General features: G+C 70.7%; 16 protein-coding genes and 2 pseudogenes. 11 read left to right on the forward strand and 7 right to left on the reverse strand.

The annotated features are described in order from the left end of the window. Positions 1-269: 269 nt before the first annotated feature. Positions 270-800 carry a hypothetical protein gene (locus ACIBU0_RS43985; RefSeq protein WP_398830436.1) on the reverse strand — a complete coding sequence of 177 codons (531 nt, stop codon included), beginning with the start codon at positions 798-800 and terminating at the stop codon, positions 270-272. A gap of 677 nt (positions 801-1,477) precedes the next feature. On the opposite strand from ACIBU0_RS43985, the pseudogene ACIBU0_RS43990 reads away from it, so the two are divergent. Then, positions 1,478-1,633: pseudogene (locus ACIBU0_RS43990) on the forward strand (hypothetical protein); the annotation flags it as partial. Between the two features lie 49 nt (positions 1,634-1,682). Further along, positions 1,683-2,060 (forward strand): hypothetical protein, encoded by a 378-nt coding sequence (locus ACIBU0_RS43995; protein ID WP_398830525.1) that lies wholly within the window; start codon positions 1,683-1,685, stop codon positions 2,058-2,060. Between the two features lie 439 nt (positions 2,061-2,499). Here the strand turns inward: ACIBU0_RS43995 and ACIBU0_RS44000 are convergent, their stop codons facing one another. Then, entirely contained in the window at positions 2,500-3,639 is a 1,140-nt protein-coding gene (locus ACIBU0_RS44000; protein ID WP_398830439.1) for a PucR family transcriptional regulator, read from the reverse strand. Positions 3,640-3,725: 86 nt separating this feature from the next. Here ACIBU0_RS44000 and ACIBU0_RS44005 point away from each other — a divergent pair, with 86 nt between their 5' ends. The 3 genes from ACIBU0_RS44005 (at position 3,726) to ACIBU0_RS44015 (ending at position 6,295) form a co-directional block, all read left to right on the forward strand. Continuing rightward, a complete protein-coding gene (locus ACIBU0_RS44005) occupies positions 3,726-4,781 on the forward strand; it encodes a ferredoxin reductase (RefSeq protein ID WP_398830441.1) in 1,056 nt (351 codons plus the stop codon). A 7-nt stretch (positions 4,782-4,788) separates the two neighbouring features. After that, positions 4,789-5,907, forward strand: a complete 1,119-nt coding sequence (locus tag ACIBU0_RS44010; protein WP_398830444.1) for a fatty acid desaturase family protein — start codon at positions 4,789-4,791, stop codon at positions 5,905-5,907. 64 nt (positions 5,908-5,971) lie between these two features. Beyond that, positions 5,972-6,295 (forward strand): DUF6207 family protein, encoded by a 324-nt coding sequence (locus ACIBU0_RS44015; protein WP_398830446.1) that lies wholly within the window; start codon positions 5,972-5,974, stop codon positions 6,293-6,295. Here ACIBU0_RS44015 and ACIBU0_RS44020 read toward each other — a convergent pair. Next, positions 6,273-6,833, reverse strand: coding sequence for a TetR/AcrR family transcriptional regulator (locus ACIBU0_RS44020; RefSeq protein WP_398830448.1), 561 nt, complete (start codon positions 6,831-6,833; stop codon positions 6,273-6,275). The two genes, ACIBU0_RS44015 and ACIBU0_RS44020, sit on opposite strands and share 23 nt — an antisense overlap. Before the next feature lie 95 nt (positions 6,834-6,928). On the opposite strand from ACIBU0_RS44020, the gene ACIBU0_RS44025 reads away from it, so the two are divergent. Then, entirely contained in the window at positions 6,929-7,516 is a 588-nt protein-coding gene (locus ACIBU0_RS44025; protein WP_398830451.1) for a DUF2867 domain-containing protein, read from the forward strand. Positions 7,517-7,582: 66 nt separating this feature from the next. Here the strand turns inward: ACIBU0_RS44025 and ACIBU0_RS44030 are convergent, their stop codons facing one another. Continuing rightward, positions 7,583-8,518: a LysR family transcriptional regulator gene (locus ACIBU0_RS44030; protein WP_398830454.1), complete on the reverse strand. Its 936-nt coding sequence runs from the start codon at positions 8,516-8,518 to the stop codon at positions 7,583-7,585. Positions 8,519-9,231: 713 nt separating this feature from the next. Here ACIBU0_RS44030 and ACIBU0_RS44035 point away from each other — a divergent pair. Next, positions 9,232-9,621, forward strand: a complete 390-nt coding sequence (locus ACIBU0_RS44035; RefSeq protein WP_398830456.1) for a DUF4345 domain-containing protein — start codon at positions 9,232-9,234, stop codon at positions 9,619-9,621. A 166-nt stretch (positions 9,622-9,787) separates the two neighbouring features. Here the strand turns inward: ACIBU0_RS44035 and ACIBU0_RS44040 are convergent. Beyond that, a pseudogene (locus tag ACIBU0_RS44040) lies at positions 9,788-10,451 on the reverse strand (transposase); the annotation flags it as partial. A 184-nt stretch (positions 10,452-10,635) separates the two neighbouring features. On the opposite strand from ACIBU0_RS44040, the gene ACIBU0_RS44045 reads away from it, so the two are divergent. From ACIBU0_RS44045 to ACIBU0_RS44060, 4 genes are all read left to right on the forward strand, one after another. After that, entirely contained in the window at positions 10,636-13,533 is a 2,898-nt protein-coding gene (locus tag ACIBU0_RS44045) for a helix-turn-helix transcriptional regulator (protein ID WP_398830459.1), read from the forward strand. 593 nt (positions 13,534-14,126) lie between these two features. Continuing rightward, positions 14,127-14,642, forward strand: coding sequence for a hypothetical protein (locus ACIBU0_RS44050; RefSeq protein ID WP_398830461.1), 516 nt, complete (start codon positions 14,127-14,129; stop codon positions 14,640-14,642). Then, positions 14,642-16,945, forward strand: coding sequence for a bifunctional serine/threonine-protein kinase/ABC transporter substrate-binding protein (locus ACIBU0_RS44055; protein WP_398830463.1), 2,304 nt, complete (start codon positions 14,642-14,644; stop codon positions 16,943-16,945). The genes ACIBU0_RS44050 and ACIBU0_RS44055 overlap by 1 nt, the downstream gene beginning before the upstream one ends. A gap of 10 nt (positions 16,946-16,955) precedes the next feature. After that, positions 16,956-19,136, forward strand: coding sequence for a bifunctional serine/threonine-protein kinase/ABC transporter substrate-binding protein (locus tag ACIBU0_RS44060; RefSeq protein WP_398830466.1), 2,181 nt, complete (start codon positions 16,956-16,958; stop codon positions 19,134-19,136). A 23-nt stretch (positions 19,137-19,159) separates the two neighbouring features. Here ACIBU0_RS44060 and ACIBU0_RS44065 read toward each other — a convergent pair whose 3' ends face one another. Then, entirely contained in the window at positions 19,160-19,654 is a 495-nt protein-coding gene (locus ACIBU0_RS44065; protein WP_398830469.1) for a hypothetical protein, read from the reverse strand. 37 nt (positions 19,655-19,691) lie between these two features. Then, on the reverse strand, positions 19,692-20,135 hold the full coding sequence (locus ACIBU0_RS44070) for a hypothetical protein (RefSeq protein WP_398830471.1): 444 nt from the start codon (positions 20,133-20,135) through the stop codon (positions 19,692-19,694). Positions 20,136-20,169 lie beyond the last annotated feature (34 nt).

The raw sequence follows: 20,169 nt of genomic DNA on the forward strand, positions 1-20,169 counted from the left end.
CGCGCATAGCCAGACCGGCCACCGGCTTGGAACCGAACGAGGTGGACTTCCGGGTCAACAGAACTCCGGAACCGGCCAGCTCCCACGCCGTGCTCTCACTGAGAGCAGGCACCAGGAGCATGCTGCCGCTACGGGGCGCGGATACAGCCGCAGTGACCTGGCCCATGTCGTGGAGATGCGTTCGTGATCTCGCGTCTTGTGACGGTGAAGGTTGAGTGCGTGCCTCCCGACAACAGGAGTGCCTCGGCCTGGCTGGAGGCGTGGTGACGTCACACGTTCTGGCAGGCCTTGGCTTGGAACTCCGCCATGGAGACGGTGAGTACGGATTCATCGCCATTGTCCGAGGTGTGGTGGTAGCGGACCTGTCCCGGGGTGAGCCGGTCCCGGTCGGCCAGGTTGAAGGAGACGCTGCTCGATGACCACGAGTTGTCCTTGGTCCAGCCGTACAAGGTGTAGGCGGTGCTGGTGCTGAGCGGAGTGAGAGCTCTGGTCGCCTTCCAGCCGGCAGTAGGCGCGTCGAGAGTCCAGGTGGCGAGACCGGTACTTAGGGGACGGTTGGCGGTCCATTCACCCACCGTCACCTGCTTGTCGACGTCGTCACTGTCAACGTAGAGGGTCGCACCATCGATCCTGTGGCCGCAGACCATCATGACGCCGAGCAGATGGCCCTCTCCGGTTACAGAGATGCCGGTTACGGCATCGACGGGAACGGTGCATCCCGAGGTTGCGGCTAGGGCAACTCCGACCGCTAGGGCGGCGACGTAGCGCCGGAACACCGACCGTGAGGTGATCGACCACATGTCCAGCCCCCTGCCCGGAGGCGCGCGTGAACCCCCTGTCCCCGAATGGTAGAGAGCGAGCGGCCTCGGGCCGTAGCCGCGCCACCCACCCGTTGCGGACTCGTTGTTGCTTCGGTGTGTGAAGACAGGAGATCGAGCGGCGGCCGCAGGCCACAGCATGGATCCCGCGCACTGGTAGGACATGCTCGAGGCTCTGATAGGTGCATAGTGGGACGGTTCGCCCACCTGGAGCCGAGAACGGCGTCGATCTGGTCGTGGCAGTCGGCGGAGACCTCGCCAAGCAACTTGCCCTCGCCACAGGCGCGGCAGGGCTTTTCGGACGTCGCGCTGGTGGGCGACAACGCCACCGCTGTCGCCTACCTCGAATCCATCCTCCGCTCCGGCGACGTCGTACTCGCTGAGGCGCCCGCGGCGGTCAGCTCTGGCAAATCGCCCATGGGATTCGGCCGCTCTCGACTCCGCCCGAGTGTTCGGCACGCGGAAACGGCCAACGAGCGTACCCAGCCGGCGGACCTGGGATGTACCCCACAACCCGGACGTACCCTAGGGATGTCACCGAAGCGATGCCCGCTCGGCCGGGGCGGAGTTGAAGGGGACGTCGGCTACTTCCGCCCCAACCACCTGGTTTCGGTCCCCGAAGTGGGCTCCTTAGCCGAGCTGAACCTGCTCGTCGATCAATGGGACGAACACGACGACGCCCGCGCATCCGCCTGCGGCCCCGCACCATCATCGAGTACTTCGCCGTCGAACAGCCCCTCCTGAAGCCGCTGCCGGACGAACCGTTCGATACCAGCCGCACCTTCGCCCTGTGGGAGGACCGGCACAGCCGAATCTCGGTCCGCACCAACTGCTACTCAGTGCCGGTCCGCTTCATCGGCCGCCGTGTTCGTGCCGGGCGAGGTCCTGGACCACTATGTGGAAGCGCTGGTGCGCAAGCCCGGCGCCCTGCCCGGGGCAACCGCCCTCGAACAGGCAGAAGCCGCAGGGAAGTTCGCCCGGGTCCACGACGCGTGGTGGGCTGCGGCCTGCAAAGCCCGCGGCGACCGCGACGGCACCCGGGCCCTGATCGATGTGCTCCTGCTGGCCCGGCGCATCCCGCACGGGCACCTGGTCGCCGGGCTCGCCGCCACCCTGCGGGTGGGCGCGCTCACCGGGACGCCATCGCCCTGGATGCCCGCAAGGCCCAGGACGCCGACGACGCCGACACGGCATGGCCCGTGCCCGAGTCTTGGCGGCGGGAACCGACCGTCGCCTTCCTGACCGCGCGGCGGCCGGCCCATCTCCCGCCCGACACCCGGCCGCTGCCCTCACCAGCCCCCTACCACCAGTCCTTGGCCGCCGCGCCCGCGGCGCCACCACTGCCAGCAACGGAGAACAGATGCCATGAGCGCCACCAACCGCCGATGAGCGGACAGGCGGCCGAAACCCCCGTGGTCGGCGCCCGCCGGACGAAATACACCCTGGCAACCAAGCTCGTCGGCGATGCCACCCACAACGAGGTCCATCACCCGGCAGGGCTCGATTGCCCTTGGGGGTGATGCTCGGTGACGGGCTTCAGGTACTCGGCATCGGTTCCGTGCGTGCCGGAGCAGCGTCTCCGTGTAGGGCACCTAAAGGTAGTAACAGCGTGGGGGCACCGAGGGCGAGGCACGATTCCTGGACCGCTCGCGGACGCGGTCCTGGACGGTCGAAGAACGCGTCAGCTGACCCGAAGACCGACCGCCAGCGTCAATTCAAGGACCCGGTGCGGCGATGCGAGATCCGGAAACAGCTCCCGCAGCTGCGACATCCGGTACCGGACGGTTTGGGGATGGACGAACAACGCCGCCGCCACCTCATCCCGCCTGCCCTGGTGCAGCAGCCACGCCCGCAACGTCTCCTCCAGCCGCCGCGCGGTTGCGACAGGCAAGGTCTGCAACGGTGCGAGGGCTCGGGCACGCAGGTCTGCGAAGGCGTCCGCGTCGGCGCTCAGCACCAGCTCGGGCAGGTGGTCCTCGGTGTCGCGGATGTCGGAGGAGAGGGAGCGCGCGCGTACGGCTCGTGCGTACGAGGCGGACGCACGAGTCCATGGCCGGGCCGGACCGACCACAGCGGTGCGGTCGGTCAGCTGCCGCAAGAGATGTGCTCGGTCGGCATCGGGGACGAGCAGCAAGCCAGTGGCGTCCGGCAGATCGTCGAGGACGAGGGTGCTCGGGTCGAGCGCACGGTAGGCAGGCCGGGCCTGGGCGGCGGGCAGCAGGACCGCGGTCAGTGAAACCGGAGGCTGCCACCCGGCCCGTTGAGCAGAGGCCAGCAGCACCTCCGGGCTCGCGCCGGCGAGGAGGTCGCGGGCCAGGTGTTCCAGGTGGCGCTCGTGGGCCCGGCCCTGGGCGGCCAGTTCGTCGGCGTGGCCCGCGGCGCTCGCGGCGGAGAGCTCGTCGATGTAGGCGAAGGTCAGCTCGGCGAACTTCGCAACCTCGGCGGCGGGCAGACCTGCGGGTACAGCGCCCGCCGCCAGGCAACGCCAGGCCACGCGGGCGCCCACGCGGTAGGCGCTGAGCAGGGCGTCCATCGAACGGCCGTCACGAACCTCGCCGCGGCCCAGCTCGTAGGCCGCGTCACCGGCGTCGCCGCCTGTGGCGTTCCCGCTCGCGAGGTCCAGGTAGTGCCCCAGGGCGGTGCGGACGGCTCGGCGGATGGTGCCGCCCATCCGGCCCGAAAGGGCGTTGGCGTAGGGAGGGACCTCGTCGATGATCGCCTGAACGACCTCGTCGGCGGTGGTCTTCAGCGCGGCCCGAAGTGCGGTGACCGTTCTCTCATCCAGGGCCAGTTCGCTGGCCCTCCGGAGTGCATGGCTCACTTTTTATTCCCTGCGAACAATTCAACCGCCCAGATTCACATCCTGCGGTCAGGACTTTACGCCTTGAGACACAGCAAGCTGGAGTCATGACGAGTACAGCCCTCCGCAGCAGGGCGTGGAAACTGCTGGAGATGGTCACGACGCCACTGCTGCCGTCGGACTATCTCGACCTGGTCAGCCCACTGCGTGCGGGAGCTGACCTGCGGGGGCGCATCGAGGCCGTGCACCCCGAGACGCGTGACGCCGCGACCATCGTGATCAGGCCGGGACGGGGCTGGCGCGGCCACACGGCCGGTCAGTACGTGCGGATCGGGGTCGACGTCGACGGGGTACGACTGTGGCGTGCCTACTCCGTCACCTCGCCGACAGACCGTCAGGACGGCCGGGTCACGATCACCGTGAAGGCGATCCCGGACGGCAAGGTCAGCAACCACCTGGTCCGCAGGGTGAAACCGGGCACGCTGATCCAGCTCGACCAGGCGACCGGTGACTTCGTGCTGCCGAGGGCCAGGCCCGCCAAGGTGCTCTATCTGACGGCCGGCAGCGGCATCACGCCGGTGATGGGCATGCTGCGCGACACCGAGCTCGACGACGTCGTCATGGTCCACTGCGCGCCGCAGCCGCAAGACGTGATCTTCCGTGACGAACTGCACGACCTGGTCGCGGCCAAGAAGCTGCGGCTCACCGAGGTGCACACCGACATTGACGGCATGCTCGACATCGCCCGTCTCGACGAACTCGTGCCCGACTGGGCCGAGCGCGAGACCTGGGCCTGCGGGCCCGCGGGCCTGCTCGACGCCGCCGAAAAGCACTGGAGCGAGCACGGCGTCCCAGAGCGCCTGCACACCGAACGCTTCCGCCCCGGCATCGTCGTCGCCGGTGAGGGCGGCGAGGTCACGTTCAGCGCCACCGGCAAGACCGTCGACGCGGACGGCGCCACGGCGTTGCTGGACGTCGGCGAGGAGGCCGGCGTGCTCATGCCCTCCGGGTGCCGCATGGGCATCTGCTTCGGCTGCGTCACGCCGCTCAAGGCGGGCGCCGTCCGCGACCTGCGCACCGGCGAGATCACCGAGGCCGAGCCGGGCGTCCTCATCCAGACCTGCGTGTCCGCCGCGGCGGGCCCCTGCGACATCGACCGGTAGGAGCACCTTGACCGCCATCGACCCCACCGCCCACCTGACCGCGGAGCAGATCGAGGAGCTCGGCCGCGAGCTGGACGCGATCCGCGACGAGGTGATCGCCGGCCGCGGCGAGAAGGACGCCGCCTACATCCGCAAGGTCATCTCGGCGCAGCGCAAGCTCGAGCTGGTCAGCAGGGGCGTACTGCTGTTCTCGATCTTCCCGCCCGCGTGGCTGATCGGTACCGTCGGTCTGTCCGTGGCGAAGATCATGGACAACATGGAGATCGGCCACAACATCCTGCACGGCCAGTGGGACTGGATGCGGGACCCGAAGATCCACTCCACCACCTGGGAATGGGATCACGTCTCGCCGGCCGACCAGTGGAAGCACTCGCACAACGAGCTGCACCACACGTACACCAACGTCATCGGCAAGGACAACGACCTCGGATACGGCATCATGCGCGTCGACGAGGACCAGAAGTGGCACCCGTTCCACCTCGGTCAGCCGCTGTGGAACTTCATCAACGCCTGCTTCTTCGAGTACGGCATCGCAGCGTACGACCTGGAGCTCGGCAAGAACCTGCACAAGCGCCGCCGCAAGAACCCGGAGTTCCGCGCACGGGCCAGGGCCGTGGGCCGCAAGATCCGCAAGCAGGTGCTCAAGGACTACGTGGTCCACCCGCTGCTGTCGGGCCCGTCGTTCCTCCCCACGCTCGCCGCCACGTTCACCGCGAACCTGGTCCGCAACATCTGGTCCCACTCGGTCATCATGTGCGGGCACTTCCCCGAGGGTGTACAGGTCTTCGAGCGCCGGTCGATCGAGGGCGAGACGCGCGGCCAGTGGTACCTGCGCCAGATGATGGGCTCGGCGAACATCAGCGGCAGCAAGGCCATGCACTTCATGACCGGCAACCTGTCGCACCAGATCGAGCACCACCTGTTCCCGGACCTGCCGAGCAACCGGTACGCCGAGGTCGCGGTGAAGGTGCGCGCGTTGTTCGAAAAGTACGAGCTGGAGTACGTCACCGGGCCGCTGCCCAAGCAGGTGTTCTCCGCGTGGCGCAAGGTCTTCCGGCTCTCGCTGCCGAACAAGAAGTCCGAGATCAAAACGCCGGCCCGCGAGCAGGAGCTCGTCGCGGCCTGATTCCCGGGATTGGTTCAGATCTTCCGGCCGTTACCGGCGGCACCGCCGGGTTCGGTGAGATCCGTTGCGGACGGAGGGCGACCGCGACATCAGACCCTACGCCAGGGATCTGGGACAGCCCGGTGTCCGGCTGCACTGCTACCTGGACGTGCGCCAGGAGATCAACACACAGACCCCGGCGAGGGGTTGTAGTGCGCTGACCTGCCCTGGTCGGGCCGATGGTCGGGGGCGTCCGCTCTTTGCCGACGGGCGGGCCGGGTGGAAGGCATGGGGCTGTGACGCGGGCGCTGCCGGGACCGACACTCGCCGCCCCTGTGTCCGACCCGGCTCTGCTGCCGCACTTCGGGACGGGCGCGCGGGGACGGCTACTCCAGCAGCCGCTGCCTGATCAGCTCCATCACTTCCGCGCGGCTGCGCTTGCCGTTGTCGGCCGCGTTGAAGTGGTTGCCGATGCGCACCGAGACGGCGAGCAGGCAGCGCACCTCGACCTCGTCCTCGTCGGGGCAGAAGGAGGAGAACAGGGAACGCAGGTAGTCCATACGGCGGTTGTCGACACGGCGCAGGCGCTCGGCGACGGCCGGGTCCCGTCGGGCCCAGTCGCGGATCGCTATGTCGGCGGTGGTACCCCGCACGGGGCCGTCGGTGGCGGCGGCGACGATGGCGAACAGCCGCTCCAGTTTGGCCCTGGCGTCTCCCCCACCGGTTTCCACCTGCTCGATCACGCTCTCGGTGACTTCGTACTCCCAGGTGTCGAGCATTTCGGCGAGCAGCGCGCCGCGGTTGCGGAAGTACCCGTAGAAGCCGCCCTTGCTGACACCGAGTGCCTGCGCCAGTGCCTCGATCCGGACGGCTTCGGGGCCGCCGTCGACCAGTGCCCTCAAGCCTTCCTCGATCCACTTGCCGCGTGGCGTGCGGGTCGCGCCCATGGCGTGTTCCTCCTCACGTCCCTGCCGAGTATACGGGGGCGTATAGACGGGCCTACGCTCGATATATACGCTGCCGTATAGATAGGGGCCCGCTCATGCGCCTTCCCCGAACCGCCCACACCGACCGTCCCTGGCGGATCCACGAAATCGCCGACGACTTCGCGGTCGAGGACGTTTGGGCACTGCCCACCCCCGGCGGACCCAGCGACCTTGTATGGCTTGTGCGCCAGATCGCCGATGGGATCAGCAGCGGGGTGAACGGCGAAGGCACCGTCTCCCGCATGCTCTTCGCCATCCGCTGGAAGCTCGGAGCGCTGCTCGGCTGGGACCAGCCCGATACCGGCGTCGGCACCCGGCTGCCGTCCCTGCATGACCGGCTTCCGGCGGACCTTCGCGAGGGTCCTCAAGGTCCCGACCTCGGCTCGTCGCCGTTCACCTCCCTCTATCAGACGGACGACGAGTGGGCCGCCGAGATGGGCAACAAGACCGTGCACGCGGTCATGCATATCGGCTGGGTCCAAGACGGCTCCGGCGGCTACCGCGGCCAGATGGCCGTCCTGGTGAAGCCGAACGGGCTGTTCGGCACTCTGTACATGGCCGCCATCAAGCCCTTCCGCTACATCGGGGTCTACCCCGCGTTGATGCGCTCCATCGGCCGCGAGTGGCAAGCGAACGCCGCCTGACGCAGCGCGCACTGACCGACTCCCGACACCCGTCAGGTGGGTTGGACGGCCCTCATGGGCCGGTCATCATCCGTTGCGAACATCCCACCAGCACGCGTGCGCTGCTTGGGCACCCTGTGCACCGGCGGCGCTCGCCAACCTGTGGACGACGCGCCGGAGTGCGGCGACCGCCGGGGAGTCGCGGTGCGTGGCCGACCAGGCGAGCACGGCCGAACAGGGAGGCAGGTCGACGACGTCGACGTAGCGGATGCCGGGACGGGGGAAGAGCACCCGGCAACTGGCGGAGACGAAGCGCATGCCGTGCCCCAGGCTGACGGCGGCAATACTGGACTCGAACGTGGCCGCCCCATGATCGGTGTAGCGCACCGGAGTTCCCCCGGGGCGCGGGTCCGCCGCCCAGAAATCGCGCCACTGCCGGGGCACACGCTCCGAAAGGCCGATGACGGGCACGTCCGCGAGTTCCGCCAGGGTCAGCGTGTTGCGGTCGGCGAGTGGATGGCTCTCAGGGAGGCAGACGACCTGTGGCTCGGCGGCCAGCGGGAGGGTCTGGATTCCGGCGGGCATGGGTTCGTAGCACAAGACGGCGTCGGCATGCCCCTCCAGGAGGACACCGGCCTGTTCGACGAAGTCGATCTCCCGGAGCTCGATCTCCAGGCGCGGGTGGTGCTCGCGCATGCGCTCGACGACCAGCCGGATCACGGGCAGCGCGGTGATGTACGAGCCGAGCACCAGTCGGCCCGAGAGCGAGTGGGCCTCCACTTCAGCCGCGTGGCGGAGGCTGTCTGCGGCCTCCACCACCGCTCGCACCCGGGGCAGCAGAGCCTCCCCGGCCGCCGTCAGTTCCACCCGTCGCGTGGACCGCTCGACCAGAGACACGCCGAGGTGTTCCTCGAGGGCCCGGATCTGCCGGCTGAACGCGGGCTGACTGATGAACATCCGTCGTGCCGCCCGCCCGAAATGCAGTTCCTCGGCCAGCACGAGCAGCAGTCGTAACCGGTGCACGCTCGGATCGGAGGCAAGGCCACGCATCCCCAGGTCATGCGGTTTCGCTTGACCTGCCCCACCCATCCCCATGCAGCGCAGGTTATCAATCGCCCGTGCCGTCACATTGATCTGATCTTCCCTGACCCCGTGCCGCGCAACCAGACTGAATTGCAGGAGATCAGGGGCAACGACTCCCGTCCGCAGTCCAGACGCAGTCCGGACGCAGTCTGAACCTGCCCCTTGGCATCGAAACGGCCGGAAGGGAAACGAATGAACGGCCTCGCCCGCTGGGTGCCGCGGCTCGTGATCGCCACGGCGGTGCTCCACTGCGCCTGGGCGTTCGCCCAACCCAACAAATGGTCCGCTATCGCTCGGGACGGTTCCTCGCCAGCGTCGTGGACCAGGATGCGGAGGAGTACTACCCGCGTGAGGCCACCGTGTGGTTCATGACGGCAGGCGTGGTGCTGCTGGCTTTCGGCTCGCTCACACGCCACACGCCACACGCTCCGCGCCACGGGACGCCTGCCCGCCCCCCAGGTCAGCTGGTTTCTGATGGCGGTCGGGGTGCCGCTGTGCGTCATCTACTTCCCGGCCACCGCCAGTTGGGGGCCGCCCGTCATCGGCGTGGTGGCGCTGATCGCGTCTAGCCGGACGAAGCAGCACGCCGTACGACCGCAACCGGGCGCCACGACTGCCCAATTCCGCCACCGATCGTGAGAAAGGCTGCCACCGTGCCCTTCCGTCGTACTCTGCAGACCGTTCTTGTCCTGCTCGCTCTCATCGTGCTCGGTACCGGCGGTCTCGACATCGTCGCCGGGCCGGCCGCGCTGCCGGGTCATCCGGAGGTGAGCACGACCGTGGACAGCAACTACCGCTTCTTCGCCGGCGTCTGGACGACTCTCGGTCTGGTCCTCCTGCGGCTCGTGCCACACGTCGAGCGCAACGGCGCCGCGCTGCGGGTGGTGTTCGGCGCGGTGTTCCTCGGCGGGGTGGCGCGGCTGGTCTCCTTCCTCGCGGTCGGAGCACCGCACCCGCTGCACACGGCGTTCATCGGCGTGGAACTGCTCCTCCCGCCCGCTCTCCTCGCCTGGCAGACCCGGCTCGCCCGGTCGCGCTCCTGAGGCGCGTCTCTTTGCTGGGCTGAGCAGTTGATCGGACGTGGCCGTCCGGTTGGTGGTGCAGCGATGCGATTCGGGACCGGATCGCGGCGTTGATGCCTGCAGCGATTGAGACACGAAGTGCGTCACGCCTACGGCACACTCCGGAGGCCAAGAGGTCCTGACAGAGGCGTCGGACGTGTCTGCGGGTGATGAGGCAGGGGGCGAGGCCGGGGAAGGCTTCGTGGATGTCGTCGCGTCGTTCCCAGCGGATGCGCAGGCGGCGGAAGCCGTGCAGCCAGGCGATCATTCTGTCGACGACGTACCGGAAGATGCCCAGGCCGGAGCCGTGGGGATGGCCATGCTCGGCGATGACCGGGCGGATGCCGCGCTGCCACAGCAGGCGCCGGTACTTGTCGTGGTGGTAGCCGCGGTCGGCGAGCAGGGCGTCCGGCCGGTGCCGTGGCCGGCCAACGGTCCCGGTCACGGCGGGATCTTGTCGAGCTGGGGCAGGAGTTGGGTGACGTCGTTGCGGTTGCCGCCGGTCAGCGATGCCGCGAGCGGGATGCCCTGGGCGTTGGTGAGGATCTTCGCCGACCGTAGCTTCTTCAACCGCAGCACATGCAGTTGGTCCCATACGCCGGCCTCGTTCCTGGCGGCCAGGCGCCGCCAGCAGGTCATGCCCGAGCCGAAGCCCAGTCTCTGGGGCAGGTACTCCCATGGGATGCCGGTGTGCAGGGCGAACAAGATCCCGCACAACGCCTGCCGGTCCGGGCACCCGGGCCGCCCCTCGACCAGCTTCGGGCCCGCTTGGGTAGCAACGGCTCGATTGGCGACCACAGTTCATCCGACACGTACCACGGCCGCGACTGACATGTTCCCACGGCCAGACCAGCGACCACCCCGAGCGGAGAGTCGCATGATCAACAGCTTCTGTCAGGACCTCCAAGCGGACGTCTCAATGAGATGACCTCTTAGGGTGACCTGTGGGGAAGCAAAGATCAACGCAGGTGAGAGATCACCATGGGGGGCGAGAACATGACCGGACTGGTAGGCAGATCGGCGGAGCTCGAGCGGCTGGATGCCGTGCTCGCGGGCCTGGGCCGTTCCGGAGTGCCGGAGATCGTCGACGTCGTCGGTGAACCCGGCATCGGCAAAAGCAGGTTGCTCGACGAGGTGTGCGCGCGGGCCCGCCGGGCCGGGGTCACCGTACTGCGCGGACGGGCCACCGAGTATGAACAGCATGTTCCCTTCCAGCTGTTCACGGACGCGTTCGCCGATTCCGATCCCGGCGCACAGGCCGCCTTCGCCGACCCCGCCTTCGCCGAGGTGCACTCGGTGCTGCAGGGCATCCGGCAGGCCCCGGGCGACGGTTCCGTCGAGAGCGCCGCCGCCCGGTTCGGGCTGCATCGTGCGATCGCAGCGTTCCTGACGCAGCTGGGTGAGCGCGGTCTGGTGCTGGCTCTGGACGACGTGCACTGGGCTGATCCCGCGTCACGCGAGCTCGTGGACCATCTGATCCGGCACCCCGCGCGCGGACGCGTCCTGCTGGTGGTGACCCGGCGGATCCGGCAGACGCCGACATCCCTCACCGCCGCGCTGACGCGTGGCGTGGACAGCGGGACCGTGCTCCGCCTCGCCCTGGAGCCGTTCTCCGAGCAGGAGTCCGTCCTGGCGCTGGCGCCCGACATCGCGGAGAACGAGGCCAAGCGGCTGCACGCCGCCAGCGAGGGCAACCCCTTGTATCTGCTGGCGCTGGGACACGCCCACCGCACCGGGCCGTGGCTGCCGGGCCTCACCCCGGACACCCACGCCGACGCCACGGACGCCGGGTACGCGGCCGGCGTACCCGGCGGGCTCGCCGCGCTGCTGCTCGACGAGTTGGGCACGCTCACCGGGTCGCAGCGCCGGCTCGTCGAGGCGGTGGCGGTGCTCGGCGACCACGCCTCGTCCGCCCTGCTGGCCGTGGTGAGCGGGCGTTCCGTGCAGGACGTGGAGCAGGAGACCGAAGCCCTGGTGGCGCGCGATGTGCTGCGGGCCGGACCGGGCGGCCGGTGGATGCTGCGTCATCCCCTGGTCCGGGCCCTGGTCCACGAGAGGACCGCGCCAGGGCGGCGAGCCGAGTTCCACCGCCGCGCGGCGCGGGAACTGTCCCGCCGCGGCGCTCCCGTCACCGAGCGGGCAGGCCACGTCGCACGGTCATTGACCGGCTGGGATGCCCAGGCGGCGGAGGTGCTCATCGAGGCGGCCGCACGGTTCGCGTCGACCGCGCCGGCGACCGCCGCCCATCTGCTGGATGTCGTCCTGACCCATATGCCGGACGCTCCGGACCGCTTCACGCGACGCGGCGAACTGGTGCTGGCGCGCGCCCGCGCGCTCGGCGTCAGCGGTCACCTCCGTGAGAGCCGGGACCTGCTGCACACCCTGATCGAGACCGCCGGCAAGGACCATCCCGAACTGCGGACGCGGGCCGTCGCCCAGTGCGCCGTGATGGAGCGCCACCTCGGCCACTCCCCCGAGGCCACCGCCCTGCTGCGCCGGGAGCTGTCCCGCGAGCCCGGCCCGTCCCCCGCCCAGGCGGTCTCCCTGCGCCTGGCCCTCGGCATGTCCGCCCTGCTGACCGCGTCCTATCCGCAGGCACGCGCGGACGTCGCGCAGGCCGTCGCCGTCGCCCGCGCCGACGACGATCCCACCGGTGAGGCGGCGGCGCTCGCGCTTGCGGCCCTGGGCGAGGCGTACGAGGGAGAGACGGAGCGGGCGGCCGGGTTCGCCGACTCCGCGGCGTCACTCGCGGACGCGCTGACCGATCCCGGCCTCGCCGGTCTGTGCGAGGCGCTGGTCTGGCTGGCCTGGGCGGAAACCCTGCTGGAGCGCTACGCCGACGCCGAGCGGCACATCACCCGGGGGCTGGGCATCGCCCGTCGCACCGGACAACTCCACGTCCTGCCCCACCTGTTGACGAGCCGGGCCTTCGTCCACCTCACCACGTGCCGTCTGCCGTCCGCGCTGGAGGCCGCCGAGGAGGCGGAGTCCATCGCCCGGGCCGCGGGCAGCGACGAGCTTCTGGGCTTCACCCTGGCCATCAAGACGCTGGTGCTGTTGCTGGCCCGACCTCTGGGCGACGGAAGCGCCCTGGCCACCGGTGAGGAGGCCACTGCGGCGGCCGGCCGCAGCAGGGGCTGGTGGTCGTCGCTGGCCTGGTGCATGCTCGGGCACGCGACCTTCGTCAGCGGTGATCCTCATCGCGCCCAGGAAGCCATCACGACGGCAGGCGGCGGCCCCGAACTGCCCCTGCTGCAGCCGTCGATCCGTCCGGGCCAGCTCGACACCCTCGCGGCCGCGGCCCTCACCGCCGGGGACGTCGAGGCGGCCGGCCGCTGGGCCGCCCAGGCCACACGCGAGGCCGAACGGCTCGGCCTCGACGGCCAGCGCGCGGCCGCCCTGCGCGCCCAGGCCACGCTGGCCGATCACCACGGCGAAACGGGCAAGGCCGTACGGCTCCTCGACGCGGCGGCACAGGAATACGTCCGCTGCGGCCAGACCCTGTGGGAGGCGTACTCCTTGCTCCGGGCGGCGCCCTTGGTGCAGCGCACCGGGCAGGGAGCGCGCGCCGCCGCGATGTGGCACCGGGCCCACCGCATCGCCGTCGGCGGCGGCGCACGCCTGCTGGTGGACCTCGCCGAACTGATCCGCCCCCAGGTGATGGCGCAGACACCGGCGCTCCCGGCGCAGCTCGCGGAACTGACCGCTCGTGAGCTGGAGGTGGCCGAGCTGGTGGCGCAGGGGCTGAGCAACCACGACATCGCCGCCCGGCTCCACCTCAGCCGACGCACCGTCGAGACCCACCTGTCCTCGATCTACCGCAAGGCGTCGGTGCCGTCCCGCGCGGCCCTGGCCGGACTCATGACCCGCGTCGGACTGGGAGCCGGGTCGTGAGCCCGTACGTCCCACCGCGCCGGCTGCGGGGCCCCCGTCGGCGACAGCCCCATCAGCAGGACCGGCACCGCCCTCCACAACACGCCCTGCCCCGGTGCGGCAACCGCAGTGTGGCAGTGCCGTGAGGACTGGCGCATCCGTGAAACCACGTACTCCACGCCGGCTCCGCACCGAACGCCCTGCGACATGGCGAAACCCGTAGTCGTTTACGTGTTTCCACTGAGGTCGCTGCCCCAGCCGCCGTCTATGTTCGACCAGTCGGACAACTCGAGCGGTGCAGAGGGGATTGTGTGAGAGGCAACGTCCGTGGTGTACGCGGTAGTTGGGTGACGCTCCTGGTGACGGGGAGTCTGCTGGCCGGGTGTTCGGCCCAGGGGGCGGACGGTGGGTCCTCGCGGCGGACCGGGTCGTCCGCGCACACCGCCTCGCCGCAAGCCACGGCGTCCCCGTCTGGCGGGTCGACCGCCGCCCCTGTCTTCACACCCGACGCGTCCCTCGTTCCGAGGACCTCGAAGGACGGACAGGGGCTGGTGGAGTCGGTGGTGTTCGCTCCGGGTGACTGGGGGCGGGGCTTTGTGGCCCAGGATCCGGCCGTGAGCCGGGCGGGCACCTGGGCCGTGCTGGACGACGGCTGCCGCTGGGAACGGGAGAAGGCCCCTCGGGGAGTGCTGGCCAGCCTGTCCCGCTACAGCCTGCTGCCCGCCGGCGGCTCCAAGGGTGCCGTCAAGGTGACCGCCGCGGCCACCGCGCACTCCTCCGCCCTGGGCGCCGACGAACAACTGAGCACCACCCTGGAGGAAGTCCTGCGCTGCCCGGAGCAGCGCCCCCGGGCCGACGCCCGGATCACGGGACTGAACTCGCTCGGCACCCCCTTCGGCGCCCGCGAGCAGGAGTACGCCGACGACTCCGTGCTGGAGGCCGGCCAGTACGTCGAGAAGGGTGGCGCCGCCCAGCCGTACCGGTGGATGGTCGCCCGGCTGGGCACGGTCGTCGTGGCCGTCTCCGTGACGGGCGCGAAGGGGCACACCGAGCAGGAACTCCAACAACTGGGCGCCGACGCCCTGGGGCAGATGCTGGTGCGCGTCCAGCAGCGGTTGAAGGGGAAGTGATGGAGCCGTTGCGTACCTCCGATCCGTCCAGGCTGGCGGGTCATCGGCTGCTCGGGCGGCTCGGCGCGGGCGGGATGGGTGTGGTCTACCTGGCCCGCTCGGCGGGCGGTTCGCTGGTCGCACTGAAGGTGATCCAGGCCGAGTACGCCGAGGACGCCGGCTTCCGGGAACGCTTCCGCAGGGAGGTGGAGACGGCCCGCCGGATGACCAGTCCCTGGGTGGCGTCCCTCGTCGACGCGGACCCGGATGCGACGCAGCCCTGGCTGGCCACCGCCTTCGTGCCGGGACCCTCGCTCGGTGAGGCCGTCGCGGCCCACGGGCCGTTGCCCGTGCGGAGCCTGCGCGTCCTGGGGGCGCGGCTCGCCCAGGCGTTGCGGGACCTGCACGGCGTCGGCCTCGTGCACCGGGATGTCAAGCCGGGCAACGTGCTGCTGGCGCTCGACGGGCCCCGGCTGATCGATTTCGGTGTGGCCCGCGATCCGCAGGACACCGCGCTCACCTCGACCGGTGTGGTGGTCGGCACCCCCGGCTTCCTGCCACCCGAACAGGCCCAGGGCATACGGGAGTTGGACGCGTCCGGCGACATCTTCTCGCTCGGCTGCGTGCTGGCCTTCGCGGCCACCGGCCGTCCTCCGTTCGGCACCGGCTCGCTGGACGCCCTGCTGTACCGCACGGTGCACGACGCCCCGGACCTGGAGGGCGTACCCCGACCTCTCGCCGAGGTGGTGCGCGGCTGCCTGGAGAAGGACCCGCAGCTGCGGCCTACGGCGGAAGCGCTGTCGGAGACGCTCACGGTCGCCGCGTCCGAAGCGCCGCCCGACCCACGGGAGGCATTGCGGGCGGTGCCTCCCGCGCCCCCGCAGGACACCGACGCGCCGGATGCGGTCGCCGAAAGCGAGGTCGAGCAGGCGGCCGGGGGGCGGTTCCCCGCGGACGAGGCCTGGTTGTCCGAGCCGTTGGTCCGACTGATCGCGGAACGCTCGGCGGCCGGGCTCGCCCTGCCCGCCGTCGACGAGACCGAGGTCGACCCCGCGTCCGCCGACACCAAGCCGTCGGACACCACGGCCGCGCAGCCGGGAGCCCGCGCCGTCGGCAGACGCCGGTTCCTGCTCCTGACCGCAGGCGCGGTGGTCGTCGCGGCCGGGGGTGGACTGGCTGCGTGGGCGGCGCTCGACGGTGACGGCGGCGGGGAGGGCGACGCCACGCCGAACTCCACCGACCCGGTGTACACCCTCGGCCTGCACGCCGACCTGACGGGTGACCAGAAGGCGGTCGGCCGGGCGCAGGAACGAGGGCTGCGGCTCGCGGTCCACGAGTTCAACTCCCGTGCGGGCAAGCCCTTCACCCTCGCGGTGAAGACGGTGGACGACGGAGGCGATCCGGCCCGGGCACCCGAGGCGGCCAAGAAACTCGTCGCCGACCGTTCCGTGCTGGCGGTGATCGGTCCCACCACGGACGCCACCGCCCTGGCCTCGCTGGCGACGTACGACGCCGCGTCACTGCCGCTGATCGCAGTGACGCCCGGCGCCACCGTGCTGCAGGTGATGGGCAGCCGGTCCTTCCTGCACGCCCGGGTGACGGACACGCTGCTGCCCCTCTATCTGGACGTGTATCTGCGCGGTACGGCGAAGTCGCGCACGGTCGGGATCGTCGACGACCGGGCGGCGGACGCCTACGCCTGGGAGATCAGCAGCACCCTCGCCACCGTCCTGCGCAAGGTGCCGCTGCCGGCCGTGCCCAAGGTGGTCAGCGCACTGCGCACCGACTTCGGGCCGACCCTGGACGCCCTGCTGGACGGGGGCGCCGACTCGGTGGTCTTCGCCGGTTACCACGACCGGGCCGCGCTGCTGGCCCGGGAACTGCACCGCCGTGACTTCCCGGGCGCCAGGGCCGCGGCCCAAGGGGTGCTCGACGCCCGGTTCCTGTCCGCCGCGGGGGACGCGGCCGACGGCTGGGTGATCGTCGCCCCGGCCATGGACGCAACCGTGGCGCCTGAGGCGAAGGCGTTCAGGGCCGCCCACCGGGGGCTCTTCGGCGCGGAGCCGGAGCGGTACGCCGTGGAGACGTACGACGTGGCGCAGTTCGCCGTGAAGACGCTGCGGTCGCTGAGCGTCGGGCGCCGCACCCGGCAGACGCTGACGACGGCACTGCGCTCGGGGTCGCACAAGGGCATCGCCCGGAACCTCGCGTTCACCAAGGAGACCGGGGCGCTGGTGGCCGACGGCAGCGGGGTCTACCTGTGGAAGGTCGAGGGCGGCAGATTCGCGTACCAGGGCCCGGCGCCGTACCGGGTGGCCACCTGATGGGGCATTGATGGAGCCGTTGCGCGGAGCCGACCCGGCCAGGATCGCGGGCTACCGGCTGCTGCGCCGCCTCGGCGCGGGCGGCATGGGCGTGGTCTACCTGGCCCGCTCCGGTGGGGGCTCGCTCGCCGCGGTGAAGGTCATCCGCGCCGCGCACGCCGACGACCCGGGCTTTCGGGCCCGCTTCCGCCGTGAGGTGGAGACGGGGAGCCGGGTGGCGAGCCCCTGGGTCGTACCTCTTCTCGACGCGGACCCGGACGCGGAGTCGCCGTGGCTGGCCACGGAGTTCGTGCCGGGGCCCTCCCTTGCGGAGGCCGTGGAGGAATGCGGCCCTCTGCCGTACCGAAGTGCCAACGTCCTGGGGGCGCGGCTGGCCGAGGCGCTGGAGGCGGTGCACGCAGCGGGTCTGGTGCACCGGGACGTCAAGCCCGCCAATGTGCTGCTCGCGGTCGACGGGCCGCGGATGATCGACTTCGGGATCGCGCGGCCGCCGGAGGACACCGCGCTCACCGCGAGCGGGATGGTGGTCGGCTCCCCCGGGTTCCTCTCCCCCGAACAGGCCCAGGGGCGGGGCCGGGAGATCGGGCCGGCCAGCGACGTCTTCTCACTCGGCTGTCTCCTGGCGTACGCGGTGACGGGCGAGCGCCCCTTCGGGTGGGGCTTGGCGGCCGAGGTGCTGGTGCGTACGGTCCACGACGAGGCGGACCTGGACGCCGTACCGGCGCCGTTGCTGCCGCTGCTGCGGGACTGTCTGGCGAAGGAACCCACAGCCCGCCCCACCGTGCCCGAGGTCCTGGCGGCTCTGGACCTCGGGCACGGTGGGGCGGGCGAGGCCGGGGGCTGGTTGCCGGAGTCGCTCACCCGGCTGATCGCACGCCGTTCGGCCGCCGTCCTCGCGCTGCCCGCGGTCGAGGCGACCGAGGTGTCCGGCGCACCGGCAGGTGCCGACACGGTGCCGGATTCGCAGGTACGGCAGAAGGGCGCCACGCGGCGCCGCCTGCTGATCCTGGGCTCGTCCGCCGGGGTCGTGGCGGCGGGCGCCACAGCCACCTGGTGGACCGTGGGTCGCCCCCGCCGTGCGCCGACGCAAGGGAGCGGCACACGGCTTCCGCAGCAGGTGGTCGCCCTGCACGCCGATCTGACGGGGGACCAGAAGACGGCCGGCCTGGCGCAGGAGAACGGTGTCCGGCTCGCCGTCGACCACCTCAACTCCCGTGCCGACCGCGGCTTCGACCTCGCCCTCCAGGTGCACGACGACGCGGGCAGCACCACCCGGGCACAGCAGATCGCCCGGCGGCTGTCGGCCGACGACCGGGTCCGCGCGGTGATCGGTCCGACCACCGACGCCTGTGCCAAGGCCGTCCTCGAGCAGTACCGGAAAGCGCTGCTGCCCATGGTCTGCGTGTCGGTCGGGCTCGACGGGGTGTCCGCCGCAAGGTACCGGACGTACGCGGCCACCCGGCCCACCGACCGCAACTTGGCCGCACCCTTGGTCGCCCATCTCGTCCGCACCGTCCGAACGCGCAGAACGGTGCTGGTCGATGACGCGGCCGAGGGCGACTTCAGCTGGCAGCTCTGCGCGGACGTCGCCCAGGCGCTCCGATCCGGCGAGCGCACCACGACCCGGCGCACCCTCGCCGCCAAGGAGGACACGGCCGACGGCTTCCGTGCCCTCGCCGAGTCGGTGACCGGCTGGAAGGCGGACGCGGTGCTGTTCGCCGGAGGATTCGAGCGCGCGGCGAAGCTGGCGCGAGCGCTGCGCGCGGCCGGCTACTCCGGAGCCCGGTTGGCCACCCAACGCGCCCTCGACTCCCGCTTCTTCACGGTGGCCGGCGACGCCGCCGAGGGCTGGGTCTTCGCCACCGCCTTCCTCGATCCGACCCGTGTGACGGCGGCGAAGTCCTTCGTCGCGGCCTACCGCCACCGCTTCGGCACCGCCCCGCCCTGGTACTCCGCGGAGGCCTACGACGCGACGCTCTTCGTGGCCCGCGCGCTGACGACGCCGGGCGCGTCCCTCACTGAACGGGGCCCGCTCGTGGGGCGGTTGCGGGAGACCGACTACCGAGGAATCACCAAGCGGCTGCACTACTCGGGCTCGAGCGCCGGCTACACCACGAAGGCGATGTACCTCTTCCAGGCATCCGGTGGCCGCTTCCGCTTTCTGGGCCAGTTCGAGGACGCCACGTCCTGAGCCGCGTGGCGGGCCCGATCGCGTCACGGCTCATCGGCCGCCACCGCAAAGGTCCAGCTGTGCCGCACGTTTCTGCGGTCCGGGGCATCCACGCGAGTGACATCGGGCCCTCCGTTGCTGCGCGAGAGCCCTCCGCTGATCAGCGTGCGGTATGCGAAGAAGAGCGTTGCCGCCACGGTCACGGTGAAGGCGATCCCGGGCCCGTACCCCGTGCCCGTGGCAGTGCGGGTCACGTGGACGAGGCCGTAGCCGCTGAGGACCGTCGCCAGGGCCCACACCTTCCACAACACGCGGTGCAGGCGCCGCTCACGGCGCGTCTCGGCGAACGACGCAAGGCCCACCAGGAGTTGAGCGCCGCAGTGGTCGCACGTCTCGTGTGTCTCGTTCCTGCGCTCCTCGAACCGTTCCAGACGGTTGGTGCCGGCATTGGTGAGGGCGATGGTCCGGGGCAGCCTTTCCTCCTTGGTGACGATGTGCGTGATCCTGTACTCGAAGGTCCTCAGCACCTCTGCGGCCATGGCTCCGCCCCCCTATGTCTCTGCCGGCTCTGGAGTACTACCCCCGCCGTTCGCCCAGGTACCGGGTCCGCCACTGCGGCAGGCAGTCGTGGAGGTACAACGCGAAAGGGACCCACCAGATCAGATCATTGGTCAGGAGGATGACGCCGGAGGCCAAAGGCCACTCGCCGGTGACCGCCGGCCACAGCCACCCGAGCGGTCCGAGGATCTTGCCGGCCAGGCCGACCGCCGCGACGGCGAGGCCTTCGGCGGGGCGCAGGGCCACGTCCAGGTAGAGCAGCCCGTACAGGCCGAGCACCATGCCCAGTGTCATGAAGATCTGCGGGTGGTTCTGCGGGGGCATGTCGGCGACCCGGAACAGCCATTGCGGGTCGACGGCCGCGTAACAGCCCCAGGCGATGTTGTAGACGCCGGCCGCGACGAAGACCCGCCGGTGCAGTCGCTCACGGCGAACCGGAGAAGCCTCACGTGATGTGAACACAACCGTATTGTCGGGCGCGGCGGTCGGTAGCATG

It is taken from the genome of Streptomyces sp. NPDC049627 (assembly GCF_044465645.1).
GTDB lineage: Bacteria > Actinomycetota > Actinomycetes > Streptomycetales > Streptomycetaceae > Streptomyces.